We start from the raw sequence: 17,125 nt of genomic DNA on the forward strand, positions 1-17,125 counted from the left end.
CTGTGCCAAAGGGGCGGCAACAAACCGGGGTGAAGCCTTACCGATGCTCGATTTCCTGATGCCCGCCAGCCAAGCGATCCAATGGGAGTCCCTCGGTCTCAAGCCCGGGATCGAGCTCGGCTTCTTCACCCTGCGCTATTACTCGCTGGCCTATCTCGGCGGCATCCTCGCGGCCTACTGGCACCTGTCGAGGATGATCAAGGCGCCCGGCGCACCGATGGCGCAGCGCCATGTCGACGACCTGTTCTTCTACGTCACGCTGGGCGTGATCCTGGGCGGCCGGCTGGGCTACGCGGCGTTCTACAAGCCGGAACTGTGGCTCGGCTGGTCGAGCGACCAGTTCATCGCGTGGGACCTGCTGCGGCTGTGGGACGGCGGCATGAGCTTCCACGGCGGCCTGATCGGCACGCTTGTCGCCATCGGCTGGGTCTGCTGGCGCGCGGGCCTGAACTTCATCCGAGTGTGCGACTACGTGTCCGTCAACATCGGCTTCGGCATGCTGTTCGGCCGCCTGGCCAACTTCATCAACGGCGAACTGTGGGGCCGGGCGGTCGAAAGCCCGCTGGCCTGGGCGATGGTCTTTCCCGGCGGCGGCAATGTCGCCCGGCACCCGAGCCAGCTTTACGAGGCGGCACTCGAAGGCCTGCTGATCATCGTCGTCATGCTGCCGCTGTTCTGGAATACCCGGGCGCGGTTCCGCCCCGGCGTGCTGGTCGGTACGTTCGCCGCGCTCATTTCGACCGCGCGCTTCGTGGTCGAATTCTTCCGCCAGCCGGACGAGCAACTGACCCGCTTCGCCTACGAGACCGGCCTCAGCATGGGGCAGTGGCTGTCGATCCCGCTGATCCTTGCCAGTATCGCGATGATCGTCTGGGCGCTGCGCCGCCCGCCGCTCGCATCGGGCACGGCGGCTCCCGCCGCCGCGTGATGGACGGCCCGCTCGCGGAAACATTCCGCCGGCTCATCGCCAACACCGGGCCGATCAGCCTGACGCATTACATGGCCGAGGCGAACGCCCGGTACTATTCCAAGTCCGATCCGCTGGGCGAGGCGGGCGACTTCATCACCGCGCCCGAGATCAGCCAGATGTTCGGCGAACTGATCGGCCTGTGGCTCGCCGACATGTGGATCCGCGCAGGCCGCAGCGGCCCGGCGCTCTATGTCGAACTCGGGGCCGGGCGCGGCACGCTCGCCCGCGATGCCCTGCGGGCGATGAAGCGCTATGGCCTGGAGCCCGAGGTCCACTTCGTGGAAGGGTCGGTGGCGCTCAAGGAAATCCAGCTCCAGGCAGTGCCCGGCGCGATCTTCCATGACGATCTCAGCCGCGTGCCGATGGACGGCCCGCTGCTGCTGGTGGCCAACGAGTTCCTCGACGCCCTGCCGATCAGCCAGCTGCTCAAGACCGCCGCCGGGTGGCGCGAACTGGTGGTCGTGCCCGAGGGCGAGAAATTCGCCTGCATGGCCGGCCCCCGGCCGATGGACGCCGCCGTGCCGGAAGCGCGCCGTTCGCTGCCCGAAGGCACGCTGATCGAGACCTGCCCCGCCGCCGCGGCGATCGTCTACGAGGTCGCCGGGCGGCTCGCGGCGCAGGGCGGGGCGGCGCTGTTCATCGACTACGGACACGACGAGGATCGCACCGGCTCGACCTTCCAGGCGGTCAAGGCGCATCGCAAGGTCGACCCGTTCGCGGATCCCGGCGAGGCGGACCTGACCGCGCACGTGGATTTCGCCTCTCTCGCCCGGATTGCCGAAAGCCGCGACGCGCGCTGGCTCGGCACCGTGCCGCAGGGGGCGTGGCTCAAGGCGCTGGGGATCGAGGGCCGGGCAGAGGCGCTGGCCGAGTTCGCCCCGCAGTACCGGGACGAGCTCCACGCCGCGATGGACCGGCTGACCGCGCCCGATCAGATGGGTGATCTGTTCAAGGTGATGGGCCTCGCCGCGCAGGGGTGGCCCAACGGGGTCGGCTTCGACTAGGCTGGGACGGATGGTCGCCCGCCCGCCAGAATCCGGTCACCGCGTTTCCAATGCCTCGCTCGCCGTCGCCACCTTTTCGACCGCGGTCGAATGGTACGACTTCACGCTCTATCTCTATTTCTCGACCGTGCTCGCGCGGGTGTTCTTCGGCGGCGGCGAAGGGGCGCTCGTCACCACGTTGATGGGCTTCGCGCTCGCCTACCTGATGCGGCCGGTCGGCGCGGCGGTGTTCGGCCATATCGGCGACAGGTACGGCCGGCGGCCGATGCTGCTGATCTCGATGGCGATCATGTCCTTCGCCATGCTGCTGACCGCGCTCCTGCCCACCTATGGCCAGGTCGGCATCGTCGCGGCGTGGCTGCTGTTCGCCCTGCGCTGCGTGATGGGCCTGTCGGTCGGCGGCGAGTACACCGGGGTCATCGCCTACCTGCTCGAAGGCGCAAATCCCCGGCGGCGCGGGCTGATCGCCAGCCTGGCGGCCGCGTCGAGCGAGGTCGGCGCGTTGCTGGCTGTGGGTGTCTCGGCCCTGACGGTCAGCCTGACGAGCGAGGCGGAGCTGGCGAGTTGGGGCTGGCGCATTCCTTTCCTGCTCGGCGCCGTGCTGGCCGGAGGGGTGTGGTTCGCCCGCCGGGCGATGGAGGAATCGCCCGACTGGCTCGAGCTTCACGCCAACGATGCGCTCCATGCGCGCCCGCTGCACCACGCGATCACCCACCAGCGCCCGGCGCTGCTGCGTGCCTTCGCCATTTCCTCGCTCGGCTCGATCACCTATTACGTCGGCATCGGCTACGTGCCCGCGTTCCTGGAAACCACGGCGTCGGTGGGCGAGGAGGCGGCGCTCTGGCTGTCGACCATCGCCGCCGTCGCGGTGATTCTGGTCACGCCGCTGGTCGGGTTGCTGAGCGACCGGTTCGGCCGCAAGCCGGCGCTGGTCGCGCTCGCGCTGCTCAGCGCGGTCCTGCCGATCTCGCTCTTCACGCTGATGGCCAGCGGCTCGACCGGGGAGGCGCTGCTGGGCGCGGTGGTGCTGGCGCTGGTCGCCGGCGGGGTCAGCGCAGTGGGCGCGATCGCCTGCGGCGAGCAGTTCGACCACGCCAGCCGGGCGAGTGGGCTGGGCATAGGCTACACCCTGGCGACTGCGGTGTTCGGCGGGCTCACCCCGTGGGCGGCGCAGTGGCTGGTCGAGCGCACCGGATGGCCGCAGGTGCCGGGGATCATGATCGCCGTCGTGGCGCTCGCCGCGCTGCCGATCTTCCTGCGCCTGCGCGAAACGCGGCCCGGGCCAGCCGCCGAGTCCGCCGCCTAGTCGCAGTCGCAGACCGAGGAGATCGCGAACCGCAGGTCGGCGACCAGGCCGCCTGGCTCGAAATGCCGCTCCCACGATCCGCCGAGCTGACCGGTGATGCTCATTTCGACCAGGCGCGAGCCGAAGCCCGGTTCGGGGTCGGTGAGGGGCACCTTGCCGCCATGTTCGACCCAGTGGAGATGCAGTTGCTCGCCGCCGTCCTCCAGCGTCAGGTCGACATGGCCCCCCGGGTTGGCCAGTGCGCCGTACTTGGCCGAGTTGGTCGCCAGTTCATGAAACACCAAGGCAAGCGGCGTGGCGGCGCGGTTGCTGACATTGCAGTCGTGACCCGAAATCCGCACCCGCGCCGCCTCGCCTGTGCCATAGGGAGCGAACAGCTCGGTGAGCAGTCCCTGCAGGCTGTCGCGCGCGCCCCCTTCGTTCGAACGGACGAAATCGTGCGCCCGGCCGAGCGCGCGGATCGTGTCGGTCAACTCGTCGGCAAAGGGCTTGTGCTCGGGCCTGCTGCGCGCCGACAGGCTGACGAGCCCGGCCACGACCGCGAAGATGTTCTTGATCCGGTGCGACAGCTCCTTCGCCAGCAGGTCGCGCGATTCCGACAGGCGGCGCGTCTCGTCGATGTCGGTGAGGGTGCCGAACCACTGGGTGATCTGCCCGTCGGCGTCGCGCATCGGTACGGCGCGGCTGATCATCCAGCGATAGTCGCCGTCGTGCCGCAACAGGCGGTTCTCGTGCTCGAATGGCGTCCCGTCGGCCACCGACTTTTCCCACGCCGCGCGCATCGTGGGGTAATCGTCGGGGTGAAAGAAATCCACGCCGCTCTTGGACAGGTCATCCTGCTCCACGCCGACATATTCGAACCAGCGGCGGTTGAAGTAGTTGGGCCGTCCGTCGGTCCCGGCGGACCAGGCGATGTCGGGGATGGAATCCGCCAGCGCCCTGAAGCGGGCCTCGTTGGCGTCGTGCTCGCGCGCGGAGGCAAGTTCCTCGCGCTGCCCGCGCAGCCGCCGCATCACGCTCGCGGCAAGGACCTCGAGCCCGTGGCGCTGAAGGTCGGTCAGCCCGTGCGGCCGGGGCTCGCTGTCGATCACGCAGAGCGAGCCCAGCGGCGTGCCGTCGTGCGCGATCAGCGGCTGGCCCGCATAGAAGCGGATGTGCGGCGGCCCGGTCACCAGCGGATTTTGGGCAAACCGCGCATCCTCGCGCGCGTCAGTCACGACCATCGCGCTGCCCAGCAGCATGGCATGGGCACAGAACGAGGTGTCGCGCGGGGTTTCCGTGGCATCGAGCCCGTCGCGCGCCAGAAAGAGCTGGCGGGTTTCCTCGACCAGGCTGACGAGCGCGATCGGCGTTTCGCACAAGTGCGCGGCGAAGCGCGTGATGGCGGAAAGTTCCGGATCGTCGACCAGCGCGTCGACGCCGTAGCTGGCGATGACGCGGGCACGCTCCGCCTCGCCGCAATGCGAGGCAGCAGGCGGCGTCCCGATGGGCCAGGCAGCTTCAGGCGATTTCATTGGCGATCCCGTCTGATTCGTCATTTAGCCGAAGCGAATGTTCGCGAAAAGGGGGGGCGCGGCAGGGCCTTTGCTTTCATGCGCAACCGGTTTGCGCCGTGCACCCCGCCCGGCTATGCGCGCCGGGGTAAAGGAACCTGTCATGCGCGCCACTCCCGATTTCGACTTCGGCCTGTCCGACGAAGCCCAGATGATCCGCGAAACGGTCGCCCGTTTCGCCGACGAGCGGATCGCTCCGCTGGCCGAGGCGATCGACCGCGAGGATCGCTTCCCGCAGGAACTGTGGACCGAGATGGGCGAACTGGGCCTACACGGCATTACCGTGAAGGAAGAGGATGGCGGGCTGGGCCTGGGCTATCTCGAGCACGTCATCGCGGTGGAGGAAGTGAGCCGCGCCAGCGCTTCGGTCGGTCTGAGCTACGGGGCGCACTCCAACCTGTGCGTCAACCAGATCGCCCGCTGGGGCAACGCCGAGCAGAAGGCGAAGTACCTGCCGCGGCTGATCAGCGGCGAGCACGTCGGCGCGCTCGCCATGAGCGAGCCGGGCGCGGGTTCGGACGTGGTCTCGATGAAGCTGAAAGCCGAAAGCGTGCAGGGCGGCTACGTGCTCAACGGGACCAAGTTCTGGATCACCAACGGGCACCATGCCGATACGCTGGTGGTCTACGGCAAGACCGACGCCGATGCGGGCAGCAAGGGCATCACCACCTTCCTGATCGAAAAGGGCATGGGCGGCTTCGCCCCCGGTCAGAAGATCGGCAAGATGGGGATGCGCGGCAGTCCGACGAGCGAACTGGTGTTCGACGACTGCAACGTACCGGACGAAAACGTGCTGGGCGGCGTGGGCCAGGGCGTGAAGGTCCTGATGAGCGGGCTCGACTACGAGCGCGTGGTCCTCTCGGGCGTGCAACTGGGCATCATGCAGGCCTGCCTCGACACGGTGATCCCCTACGTCCGCGAACGGACCCAGTTCGGCAAACCCATCGGCGCCTTCCAGCTGATGCAGGCCAAGGTTGCCGACATGTACGTCGCTCTGCAGTCGGCCCGCGCCTATACCTACGCTGTGGCCCGGGCGTGCGACGCGGGGCGCACCACCCGGTTCGATGCGGCCGGCGCGATCCTGCTGGCATCGGAAAACGCCTTCCGCGCCGCGGGCGAGGCGATCCAGGCGCTGGGCGGCGCGGGCTACACCACCGACTGGCCGGTCGAACGCTATCTGCGCGATGCCAAGTTGCTCGACATCGGTGCCGGGACGAACGAGATCCGCCGGATGCTGATCGGGCGCGAACTGATCGGGGTGTGAGCCGGCAGACGGCACGCGACACTTAGTTACTCGACAAGCCCCGTCTAATTCCGGACAGTGCCCTCCTGAATCCTTGGGAGGGGAAACCGGATGAGACTTCTGCCTGTCGTGCTGGCCGCCGCCGCCAGCTTCGCCCTTGCCGCGCCGGCAACCGCGCAGGACAAGGCGCGCCTGACGTGGGCGACCATGCACAGCCCGGCGATGGAAGGTAACGTCGAAGGCAACAGCGCCGAGCGCACCGTGCTCGTCGTTACCCCGCCGGGCTACGACCAGAACCCGGCCAAGCGCTACCCGGTGGTCTATTTCCTGCACGGCTACTGGGCCACGCCGCAGATGTACCAGGACATGGCCAAGTTCGAGGAAGCCGTGCAGGGCGCGGCCGAGGCGGGCAACGAGGTGATCCTCGTCATGCCCGACGGACATTCCAAGCTGAGGGGCGGGTTCTATTCGAATTCGCCCACGGTCGGGAATTACCAGGACATGGTCGGCAAGGATCTCGTCGCCTGGGTCGACAAGACCTATCGCTCGATTCCCACCCGCGCGGGCCGTGGTCTCGCCGGGCATTCGATGGGCGGCTACGGCACGCTGCGCATCGGGATGACCTATCCCGAAACCTTCGACAGCCTGTTCGCGATGAGCGCGTGCTGCCTTTCGCCCATGAGCGTGACGCCCGAAGCGATGGCCAAGGCAAAGGCCATGACCGACGAGGAGGCGGCCAAGGCGGACTTCGGGGGCCTTGCCGGTATCTCCACGCTGGCGACCTGGGCACCCGATCCCGCCAACGCGCCGCTGTTCATCGACACCTCGATGACCGACGACGGCAAGGTCGATCCGCTGGTCAACGCCAAGCTTGCCGCCAATGCCATGCTCGCCTGGGTGCCCAGCCACCTGCAGGCGCTGAAGAGCTTCGATGCCGTGGCGCTCGACATCGGCGACAAGGACTTCCTTCTCGCGCAGAACGAACAGCTGCACGAAGAACTGACCCGCTTCGGCGTTGAGCATACCTGGACCACCTACGACGGCGACCACGGCAACCGCATCGCCGCGCGTATCCGCAGCGAACTGCTGCCGTTCATGGCCAGGCACCTGGAGAAAGCCCGCTGATGCGTTTCCTCGCCGCCGCCTTCGTTCTCGTCTTTTCCGCCGGTGCGGCGCTGGCCCAGGATGCCGGCCCGCCCGCGGCAGGCGGGCCCGCGCGCCCGGCCTTCGTCAACATCACCGCGCCGGCCCCGGCCATTCCGGCCGGGGTCACCGTGGAAGCGCCCAGGGTCCACGGCAAGTCGCTGGAGGGCAATCTCGAGGGCAACAGCGCCGACCGCGAGGTCATGGTCGTCCTGCCGCCGAGCTACGGCAAGGAGCCGGACCGGCGCTATCCGGTGGTCTATTACCTGCACGGCTTCGCGATCGACGGACGCAATTTCTACAACTACATGAACGTGCCCAAGGCGGTGGCCGACAATGCTGCGGCCGGGCGCGAATTCATCGTCGTGGTGCCCGACACGCTCACCCGCATGGGCGGCTCGATGTATTCCGATTCGGTCACCACGGGCAACTTCCGCCAATGGATCGCGACCGAACTGGTCGCCTATGTCGACGCCCATTACCGCACCATCGCCAGGCCCGCCGGGCGCGGGCTCGCCGGGCATTCGATGGGCGGATACGGCACCTGGGTCACCGCGATGAGCTATCCGGGCGTGTTCGACGCGATCTGGGCGCAGAGCGCCTGCTGCGTCACCCCGCGCGGCGAGACGGTCGAGACCGCCGCGGCGATGGGCAAGGTGCCCTTCGCGCAGGTCGACCAGTCGGGCTTCGGCATGCGCGCGGGCCTTGCCTCGATGACCGCGTGGAGCCCCAACCCCAAGAACCCGCCGTTCCATGCCGATTTCCCGCTCGGCGCGGATGGCAAGGTGGACGAACTGGTGATCGCCAAATGGGCGGCCAACTCGCCGCTGGCGATGGTCCCGGGGCACATCGCGGCGCTGAAGAGCTACAAGGCGATCGCCAGCGACGTCGGCGACAAGGACGGGCTCGCTGCCCAGGACCAGGCGATCAGCGAGCAGATCGCGGCCTTCGGGATCGCCAATTCGTTCGAAGTCTATCCCGGCACGCACACCGACAAGATCGGCCAGCGGTTTTCCGACCTCGTCCTGCCGTTCATGGCGCAGCACCTGGCGATGAAATAGCGCGCCCCTTGGCCTACCGGGCCGGGGCGTCTAGTCACGCCTGAAACCGGATATTGGGAAGGACCAAGGCGGCGTGAGCGCTCCCGTACTAGGCACAAGGCTCGATCTCGAAAGCGCCGAGGCTAAGGCCCGCAGCAGCCACAACCGCGCGCTGGCGCAGGACCTGCGCGCCAGGGTGGCGGAGGCCGCGCTCGGCGGGTCGGAGAAATCGCGCGAGCGCCACACCAGCCGGGGCAAGTTGTTGCCGCGCGAACGGGTGGAGCGGCTGCTCGACCCCGGCTCGCCGTTCCTCGAGATCGGCCAGCTTGCTGCCAACGGGATGTACGAAGGCGACGTGGCGGGTGCATCGATGATCGCGGGCATCGGTCGCGTTTCCGGCCGGCAGGTGATGATCGCCGCCAACGACCCCACGGTGAAGGGCGGCAGCTACTATCCGATGACGGTCAAGAAGCACCTGCGCGCCCAGGAGATCGCCCGCGAGAACCGGCTGCCCTGCATCTACCTGGTCGACAGCGGCGGGGCCAACCTGCCCTATCAGGCCGAAGTCTTCCCCGACCGCGACCACTTCGGGCGCATCTTCTACAACCAGGCGCAGATGAGCGCCGAGCGCATCCCGCAGATCGCCTGCGTGATGGGCAGCTGCACCGCGGGCGGCGCCTATGTCCCGGCGATGTCGGACGAGTCGGTGATCGTTCGCGGGCAGGGCACGATCTTCCTCGCCGGTCCGCCGCTGGTGAAGGCCGCGACGGGCGAGGAGATTTCGGCCGAGGACCTGGGCGGGGGTGACCTCCACGCGCGAAAATCGGGCGTGGTCGATCACCTGGCCGAGAACGACGAGCACGCGCTCACGATCGTGCGCGACATCGTCAGTCATCTTGGCCGCAACGAAGGCGCAACGCTGAATTCATCGCCTCCGCGAGCGCCGAAATTCGACGCCGAGGAGCTCTATTCGATCATTCCCGAAGACGTCCGCGCGCCCTACGACGTGCACGAGGTGATCGCGCGCCTCGTCGACGGGTCGGAATTCCACGAGTTCAAGGCGAACTACGGCAGCACGCTCGTCTGCGGGTTCGCCCACATCTGGGGCATGCCGGTGGCGATCCTCGCCAACAACGGCGTGCTGTTTTCGGAAAGCGCGGTGAAGGGTGCGCACTTCATCGAACTGGCCTGCCAGCGGGGCATTCCCCTTTTGTTTTTGCAGAACATTTCCGGCTTCATGGTCGGCGGAAAGTACGAGGCGGAGGGGATCGCCAAGCACGGCGCCAAGCTGGTCACCGCGGTCGCCACCGCGCAGGTGCCCAAGATCACCGTAGTCATCGGCGGCAGCTTCGGGGCGGGCAATTACGGAATGTGCGGCCGGGCCTATTCGCCGCGCTTCCTGTTCACCTGGCCCAACGCGCGCATCTCTGTGATGGGGGGCGAACAGGCGGCCAGCGTGCTCGCCACCGTCCACCGCGATGCCGACCGCTGGACGCCCGAGGAAGCGGAAGCCTTCAAGGCACCGATCCGCGAGACCTATGAAAACGAGGGCAATCCCTATTACGCCACCGCGCGGCTGTGGGACGACGGGGTGATCGACCCGGTACAGACGCGCGACGTCCTGGGCCTGGCGCTCGCGGCGACGCTCGAAGCCCCGATCCCGGACCAGCCGAAATTCGGCGTGTTCCGGATGTGACCGGGCCCTCGGTCCTTTCGCGCATCGCCCGGCGCGCGATCCTCGCGCTCTACCGGTGGAAGGGATTTCGCATCAGCGGGGAACGGCCCGCCGTGCGCAAGTTCGTCTTCCTGGGGGCGCCGCACACGTCGAACTGGGACTTCGTTTATTTCCTCGGCGCCATCGACGAACTGGGCCTGCGGCCGAGTTTCATGGGCAAGCACACGCTGTTCAAATGGCCGATGACGCGCTTCATGCACGATATGGGCGGCATCCCGGTCGACCGCGGGCGGCGCGGATCGAACTACGTCGAGCAGGCCGCCGCAGCCATCGCCGCCGCCGATGACATGGCGCTGGTCGTCGCGCCCGAGGGTTCGCGCAGCAGCGATGGCTCGTGGCGCACCGGCTTCTGGCACATCGCCCGGGCCGCCGGGGTCCCGGTGGTGCCAGCGTGGTTCGATCTGGCCACGGGACGGGGCGGGCTGGGTGAGCCCATCTGGCCGAGCGACGACCTCGAGGCTGACCTGGCGCGGATTGCCGCCTTCTATCGCAGCAAGATGCCCGCTTGCGCCCGGTGGGACCGGCTGGCGGACCGGGCGGGGACTTCCCCGCGTGACGTTGCGGCCCTAGGGTCCGCCCGATGACCGGGGCCACCGATGACCGTTCCGAAGAGGAGTTCCGCCTCACCATTCAGCTCGTCCTCGCTGGGCGGCGCTGGCGCTCGCTGCTCGACGAGCAACTGCGTCCGCTGGGGCAGTCGAGCGCGCGGATGGAGGCTCTTTCGGCGATCCGCAATTCCACCGACGGGTGTGCCCAGGTCGACGTGGCCCGGCGGCTGCGGATCGAAGGGCCGACCCTGACCCGCATGATCGACACCCTGGAGCGTGACGGCCTGGTCGAACGGCTCGTCGCGGCAGGCGACAGGCGGACGAAGCGGCTGCGCCTGACCGGCGAAGGCGAAGCGACGCTCGACACCATCTTGGCAACGGCCACGGCCTTCCGCGCCAGGATGCTTTCCGGCATCGACGAGGGCAACCTGGAAGAAGGCAACCGCCTGCTCGAGGCGTTCCTCGATCGGCTCGATGCCGGCCTTCCGGGGGATGACGCCTGAGCCTCGCTTGATCGCAGCGCCCGCTTGCCTAACTAGGCGGGACAGCGATTCTCCACGAGACAGGCCATGACCACCCACAAGACCCGCATGCTCATCATCGGCTCCGGCCCGGCCGGGCTCAGCGCCGCCATCTATGGCGCACGCGCGGGCATGGAGCCGATCGTGGTGCAAGGCATCCAGCCCGGCGGCCAGCTGACCATCACCACCGACGTGGAGAACTATCCCGGCTTCGCCGAGGTCGTCCAGGGCCCCTGGCTGATGCAGCAGATGGAGGCGCAGGCCGTCCATGTCGGCACCCGGATGATGTGGGACACCATCGTCTCGGTCGATATCGAGAACGGTTCGCCCTTCAAGGCGATCGGCGACAGCGGCGACGAGTACGTCGGCGACGTGCTGGTCATCGCGACCGGCGCGCAGGCGAAATGGCTGGGCGTGCCGGGCGAACAGGAACTGGGCGGCAAGGGTGTGTCCGCCTGCGCCACCTGCGACGGGTTCTTCTATCGCGGCAAGAAGGTGGCGGTGATCGGCGGCGGCAACACCGCGGTCGAGGAGGCGCTCTACCTCACCAACCACTCGGAAGACGTCACGCTGATCCACCGGCGCGGCGAATTGCGGGCCGAAAAGATCCTGCAGGACCGGCTGTTCGCCCATCCGCGCATCTCGGTCCGCTGGAACGAGCGGGTCGAACGGTTCCTCGGCGACCCCATGGCCGGCGGGCTGACCGGCCTCAAGCTGATCAACACGCTCGACGGGAGCGAGAGCGTGTTCGAATGCCAGGGTGCGTTCGTCGCCATCGGCCACGCGCCCGCGACCGAACTGTTCAAGGGCAAGCTGGCAATGGACCCGGGAGGCTATCTGCTGGTCCAGCCCGGCACGCCGAAGACCGACGTCCCGGGCGTTTTCGCCTGCGGCGACGTGATGGACCAGATCTACCGCCAGGCGGTGACCGCAGCAGGCACGGGGTGCATGGCGGCGCTCGACGCGGAGCGTTTCCTGTCCGGCCTCTCGCTCGACCTTGCGGGCCACGCGGAGAAGGCGCCCGAACCGGCCGAGTGAATTCGCTCGGCCGACACTGGTCAGGGACGGCGCAAGGGAACATTTTGTGCCGCCGCGTCGTTGGGGCCGCGTGATGGAGGGGGACCTTTCGAGGAGGCCCCGATGCAACAAGATAATCTGACAATCGTCCTGCTGGTCGGCGCCGCGGTGGTGCTCGGCCTGATCTTCTGGATGATCGCGCGCCGCCGCAACACGGCCGCCCTGCGTGACCACTTCGGTGACGAATACGACCGGGCGGTCGAGGTCAACGGCGGCGTTTCCAAGGCCGAAGCCGAACTTGCCGAACGCGAGAAGCGCGTCGCCGCGCTCGAGATTCGTCCGCTCCAGCCGCAGGAACGCGACGCATTCGTCACGGAGTGGCAGGATGTGAAGGCGGTGTTCGTCAACAGCCCGACCGAAGCGGTGCATCATGCGGACCGCCTGCTGGCCAAGATCATGAACACCCGGGGCTTCCCGATGGCCGACTTCGACCGCCGGTACGAGGACCTGACGGTCGACCACGGTGATGTCGCCCGGCATTATCGCAACGGGCACGACATCGTCGAGCGCCACGGCCAGGGCAATGCCTCGACCGAGGACTTGCGCCAGGCGATGATCCACTTCGAAGCGCTGTTCGACGATCTCGTCAACGAGGTCGGCGGAGTGGAAGACGCGCAGCCCGTGGAGCGCAAGGTCGCCCGCCCCGCCGAGACCCGGCGGGCGATGGACCTCGACGGCGATGGCGATGCCGATCTCGTCACGCGCGGCCGCGATGCCGATCGTGACGGTGTAATCGAACCCGACGAGAAGACGACTTACCGCACCTGAAATCGGTGGGGCGGCATCCCACGATTTCGTTGCTTCCGGACGTTTCGACTTGCGATGTGCCTTGGCCCCCGGCAGCGTACCCCGCATCGTTCGGGAGAGACAAGATGCCACACCGCCGGGTCACTGCGACCGCCTTGGTCCTTCTGTTGGCCGCGCCGGCCTTGGCGCAGGACGATTCGGCCGCGGGCAACTGGCAGAAGGTTGTCGCCTGCGCACAGGACAGTTCCGAAAAGCGCCGGCACGACTGCATCGATCGCGTGCTCACCGAAGCTGGGGTGTTGAGCGATGCGAAACGGGCCGAGACGACTGTTCGCGACGAGCGGCAGAATTTCGGCCTGTCAGGTGTCCAGCAGGCCGAAGTCGCGCGCAAAGCTGAAGCGGCCAATGCGCCCGCCCCGGTGCCTTCGGCGGCACCTGTTCCGCCTACCCCGCCGGTCGCAGCCGCATCACCTCCGGCGGGGCCGACCACGCCGGCCGCGCCGGCAACGGCTGCCGCGCCGCTGGAGGCCATCAACACCACCGTCGCCAAGGCCTTCGACCCGGGCAACAAGCTGCTGGTGATCATCACCGAAGACGGTCAGGTCTGGCAGCAATCCGAAAGCAAGAACATCGGGCTCCCCCCGAAGGCAGGGACGGCCTTCACGGTCGAGAAAGGCGCGCTAGGCGCATTCAACTGCCGGATCGGCAACGGGCGCAGCTTCCGCTGCCGGCGGCAAGGCTAGACGGACGAAAGCGAGGCGTCCGGAGGCGGTGGACCGCCCCCGGAGCGCCAAGCTTAGCTACATCGCGATCTTGGCGCCGACGTAGAACGCCCGCCCGATCACGTCATACGCACCCGGATCGGTCTGCCCGCTGGCGGTGTTGTATGCACCGACACGGCCGGTGGTCAGGGTGTTGACCCCGACCCTCGGCGGCTTGCGGTCGAACAGGTTGTCGACCCCGGCCCGAAATTCGATGCCGTCCATCGCTTCGACCCGGGCCGACAGGCCGAACCAGTCGTAGGCGGCCGTGTCCTCCTGCGTCGCCGCCGGATTGAGCACCTTGGCGACGTTGCGCGTCCTGGGCAGGTGGCGCCAGCTCAGCGCGATCTCGCCCGGCCCGAAGTTGTAGCTGGCGGTCGTGAACGACTTCCAGCGGAACTGCGAGCCGAACGGCGGAGTAAGGACGTTCACCGTCCCCGACGAGTCCGCATAATCCAGCACCGGCGAGGTGGCGGTGAGCTGGAAGTCGTACTTTTCGAGGTAAGTGAAGTTGGCGTTGATGGCGAACGTGCCGCTGTCCCCGTTGAGGCCCGGAACCGGGATCGCCCAGTCGAGAGTTGCGTCCACACCGGCCGTGCTCACCAGGCCCAGGTTGCGATATTGCGCCGTGGTGGATACCCAGCCGCCATCGTTCGGCCGGCGCAGGATGAGCTGGCAGAACTCGTTGTTGACGTCGTAGTTCGGGTTCGTGCCGTTGGCGTTGAAGCACTCCTGATAGACATACGCGGTCGTTGCCGGCGCGATCGCCTTCTTGATCTTGATGTTGTAGTAATCGACCGTCAGCGCGAAGCGTCCCAAGTCGGTCATGCCCGGCGTCCGCAGCACGAAGCCGGCAGTGATCGTGCGTGCCTCTTCCGGTGTCAGCCCGATATTGCCGATCGTCTGATCACGGCCGAGCGGCTGGATCGGGTTGAAGTTCGGCGAGAAGAACGTGCTGTTCACCAGCGTAGATCCGGCCGGCATGCCCGGCAGCTTGTTGCACAGGTCGATGACTTTTTGCCGGTCCGGGTTGCTGGCGACGTTGCCGTAGGATGCGGAGGTCAACGTCGAGCATGCATCGGCATCGGGCCATGCCACGGTCGAGAAGGTGCCCGGCGTGAACAGCTCGGCCACGTTGGGTGCGCGGTTCGCTATTTGGTATCCGCCGCGGAACGAAAGGAAATCGGTCGCTTCGAGGTTACCGGTAACCTTCCAGGTCGAGACGCTGCCCGCGGTATTGTAGTCCGACAGGCGGTACCCGGCGTTGATGTCGAACTGCTGCACGAACGGCAGATCATGAAGCACGGGGATCAGCAACTCGCCGAAGATTTCCTTGACCTCGACCTTGCCCTGGGTGGGCTTGGTCACGAACAGGCCGATCGGATTGGTATTGATGTTGTTGCCGCTGAACCCGTCGTCGGGGTCGAACTTGTAACTGTTGTCGCGATAATCGGCACCGATCGCGGCTTGCAGCGGCCCCGCCGGCAATTCGAAAAGCGAGCCCTGAAAGCCGATTTCGACCTGGTTCTGCGTCAGCGTGGTGATGTTCTTCAGGTTCGCGCTGATGATGTCGATGCAATCCTGTGACAGCGCGACCTGGGTGAAGGGGTTCACGCCGCTGGTGCATTTCGCATCGGTGCCGAGGCGGAAGTTCTGTGACAGGAAATTCACGCCGTAGTTGGGTGCGCTGACAAGCGCCTGAAGGCGCGACTGATCGACCACGTTGCGCATCAAGACCTGTTGGATGGTCTTGCCGTGCGACGCGAAGGCATCGAAGGTCCAGTCACCGAGGCCGAGGTTGCCGCGCACACCCGCCAGCATCTCGTAGCTGGTGTTGGTATTTTCGGTCGTAACCGCAGCGACGCCGAATAGCGGCTGGACGAGCTCCCACGGATCGTTCGGGCTCGGGCGGCTGCGCAGCACGTTACACAGCGTGGTCGGCACGGCGTGGCTGACCGCCGCACCGCAAGTCGCCGAATCGAAAGGCACGGCGGTGCCCCATTGCAGGTACGACGCGGTCGCGTTGCCCTGGCTGGTCTCGGTTTTGATTTCGTTGAAATTGCCCTGGACATAGCCGGTGATGTCGTCGGTCACATCGTAGTAGGCATTGGCGAACAGCGAATAGCGCTGCAGCGGCAACGAGAGGTAGGATTCCGACTGGTTGTTGACGAGGTTCTTCGCGATCACAGTCCCGGCAGCATTGCGGATATTGATGTAGCGATAATCGGGGTAGCCGGCCGAGCCGGTATAGCCTGGCGCGGTGATCCCGCTGGTCTGCCCATAGACGTTTGAGAAGACCGTGCTGTTGCCGGTCGGTGAGGGGTTGAAGAACAGGTACACCGACTGCTGCGTGCGCACGTCGCCCGGCGCATATCCGGGAACGCCGGCAAAGGCGGCATCGATCGCAGCCTGGGTCGGCGGGTTGTTGAGGCGGGGATAGAACGCCGTGTTGTTGGCCGCCGGCGCAAACTGGTAGCCGAAGAACTGCGGAAATGTGCCGGCGACGTTCGAGTCCGGATCAGTGAACTGTTCGCGGAAAAACGACCTGTCGGTCGCCTCGATCACCGAGCGTTTGGCAACCCCGATGCCGACCATCGCGTTGCCGCGTCCATCGGCGAAATCCGATCCGACCAGGGCCGAAAGTTCGTATTCCTTGCCATCGCCATGAGTGTTGAAGCCGAACTGGCCATCCAGCGTGATGCCGGTGAAGTGGCGCTTCAGCTTGAAGTTGACCACGCCCGATACGGCGTCCGCGCCGTAGGTTGCGCCGGCACCACCGGTGATGACCTCGACACCGTCGAGCGCGGCCTTGGGGATGGTGTTGATGTCGATCAGCAGAGCGGCGTTGGCCGGCTGGGTGCGGCGCCCGTCGAGCAAAACCAGCGTCCGGTTGGCCCCGAGGCCGCGCAGGTTGACCGTGGAAATGCCGGGACTGGAAGTCGGGTTGGGCTGGACGTCACCCGCGCTGGTCGCCTGGTTCTGTCCGGCGACGAACTGCGGCATCCTGGTGAGCGACTGATCGAGCGAAACCGACGCGGAGTTCTCGAGCATTTCCTGGCTCACCGTGACCAGCGGACTTTCGGAATCGTAGTCGCGCCGGGCGATGCGCGATCCGGTGACGATGATCGCTTCGCCCGAAGTCTCGAGCGAGGGCGTTTCCTCTTCGGGAGCCGAATCCTGCGCAAGAGCGGCCGGTGCAAATGCCAAGGCGCAGACTGCTGTCGAACCGGCCATCGCGGCGCGGAACGTACGGAACGCATTGTAATTGGTAGGCATATTTCCTCCCCAGGAATGAGCCCGTGTCGAAGCCGGGCTGTCCTCAGGAGAATATCGGCAATTTTCACCCTTACAAATTAATTCGTATGCTAACTATTAGGGCTGCATCAGTCCTCTTCCGGGTGCGCTTTTTTGGACACGGACCCGGAGCTGGCCTCGCTTTCGGGCGCCGCTCGGCCACGTCTTTAGGCACCGGCCGTC

Annotated in this window: 14 protein-coding genes; 12 read left to right on the top strand and 2 right to left on the bottom strand. The window is 66.8% G+C overall.

Features of this window, described 5'->3' with window-relative positions; translation table 11 throughout:
- Positions 1-43: 43 nt before the first annotated feature.
- Genes lgt through ACWPMZ_RS13010 form a run of 3 tightly spaced genes read left to right on the top strand, consistent with a single transcriptional unit; the run spans position 44 to position 3,280 of the window.
- The gene (gene lgt, locus ACWPMZ_RS13000) at positions 44-928 is read left to right on the top strand and encodes a prolipoprotein diacylglyceryl transferase (protein ID WP_455704488.1); all 885 of its coding nucleotides are present in this window, start codon (positions 44-46) and stop codon (positions 926-928) included.
- Positions 928-1,974, top strand: coding sequence for a class I SAM-dependent methyltransferase (locus ACWPMZ_RS13005; RefSeq protein WP_455704489.1), 1,047 nt, complete (start codon positions 928-930; stop codon positions 1,972-1,974). The genes lgt and ACWPMZ_RS13005 overlap by 1 nt, the downstream gene beginning before the upstream one ends.
- Positions 1,975-1,984: 10 nt before the next feature.
- Positions 1,985-3,280, top strand: a complete 1,296-nt coding sequence (locus tag ACWPMZ_RS13010) for an MFS transporter (protein WP_455704490.1) — start codon at positions 1,985-1,987, stop codon at positions 3,278-3,280.
- On the opposite strand, the gene ACWPMZ_RS13015 is transcribed toward ACWPMZ_RS13010, so the two are convergent.
- Entirely contained in the window at positions 3,277-4,794 is a 1,518-nt protein-coding gene (locus tag ACWPMZ_RS13015) for a sensor histidine kinase (protein ID WP_455704491.1), read from the bottom strand. The genes ACWPMZ_RS13010 and ACWPMZ_RS13015 overlap by 4 nt on opposite strands.
- Before the next feature lie 142 nt (positions 4,795-4,936).
- On the opposite strand from ACWPMZ_RS13015, the gene ACWPMZ_RS13020 reads away from it, so the two are divergent.
- From ACWPMZ_RS13020 to ACWPMZ_RS13060, 9 genes are all read left to right on the top strand, one after another.
- Positions 4,937-6,097, top strand: a complete 1,161-nt coding sequence (locus tag ACWPMZ_RS13020) for an isovaleryl-CoA dehydrogenase (RefSeq protein WP_455704492.1) — start codon at positions 4,937-4,939, stop codon at positions 6,095-6,097.
- 90 nt (positions 6,098-6,187) lie between these two features.
- Complete coding sequence (locus tag ACWPMZ_RS13025) at positions 6,188-7,201, top strand: alpha/beta hydrolase (protein WP_455704493.1); 1,014 nt, start codon at positions 6,188-6,190, stop codon at positions 7,199-7,201.
- Positions 7,201-8,280 carry an alpha/beta hydrolase gene (locus ACWPMZ_RS13030; protein WP_455704494.1) on the top strand — a complete coding sequence of 360 codons (1,080 nt, stop codon included), beginning with the start codon at positions 7,201-7,203 and terminating at the stop codon, positions 8,278-8,280. The genes ACWPMZ_RS13025 and ACWPMZ_RS13030 overlap by 1 nt, the downstream gene beginning before the upstream one ends.
- Before the next feature lie 73 nt (positions 8,281-8,353).
- On the top strand, positions 8,354-9,955 hold the full coding sequence (locus ACWPMZ_RS13035; RefSeq protein WP_455704495.1) for a carboxyl transferase domain-containing protein: 1,602 nt from the start codon (positions 8,354-8,356) through the stop codon (positions 9,953-9,955).
- Positions 9,952-10,578 (top strand): 1-acyl-sn-glycerol-3-phosphate acyltransferase, encoded by a 627-nt coding sequence (locus ACWPMZ_RS13040; protein ID WP_455704496.1) that lies wholly within the window; start codon positions 9,952-9,954, stop codon positions 10,576-10,578. The genes ACWPMZ_RS13035 and ACWPMZ_RS13040 overlap by 4 nt, the downstream gene beginning before the upstream one ends.
- Complete coding sequence (locus tag ACWPMZ_RS13045; protein WP_455704497.1) at positions 10,575-11,045, top strand: MarR family winged helix-turn-helix transcriptional regulator; 471 nt, start codon at positions 10,575-10,577, stop codon at positions 11,043-11,045. The genes ACWPMZ_RS13040 and ACWPMZ_RS13045 overlap by 4 nt, the downstream gene beginning before the upstream one ends.
- 66 nt (positions 11,046-11,111) lie before the next feature.
- Positions 11,112-12,101: a thioredoxin-disulfide reductase gene (gene trxB / locus ACWPMZ_RS13050; RefSeq protein WP_455704498.1), complete on the top strand. Its 990-nt coding sequence runs from the start codon at positions 11,112-11,114 to the stop codon at positions 12,099-12,101.
- 102 nt (positions 12,102-12,203) lie between these two features.
- Complete coding sequence (locus ACWPMZ_RS13055) at positions 12,204-12,908, top strand: hypothetical protein (RefSeq protein WP_455704499.1); 705 nt, start codon at positions 12,204-12,206, stop codon at positions 12,906-12,908.
- Between the two features lie 104 nt (positions 12,909-13,012).
- The gene (locus ACWPMZ_RS13060; RefSeq protein ID WP_455704500.1) at positions 13,013-13,630 is read left to right on the top strand and encodes a hypothetical protein; all 618 of its coding nucleotides are present in this window, start codon (positions 13,013-13,015) and stop codon (positions 13,628-13,630) included.
- 57 nt (positions 13,631-13,687) lie between these two features.
- On the opposite strand, the gene ACWPMZ_RS13065 is transcribed toward ACWPMZ_RS13060, so the two are convergent.
- Entirely contained in the window at positions 13,688-16,924 is a 3,237-nt protein-coding gene (locus tag ACWPMZ_RS13065; RefSeq protein ID WP_455704501.1) for a TonB-dependent receptor domain-containing protein, read from the bottom strand.
- Between the last annotated feature and the right edge of the window lie 201 nt (positions 16,925-17,125).

Source organism: Tsuneonella sp. HG222 (genome assembly GCF_053819185.1).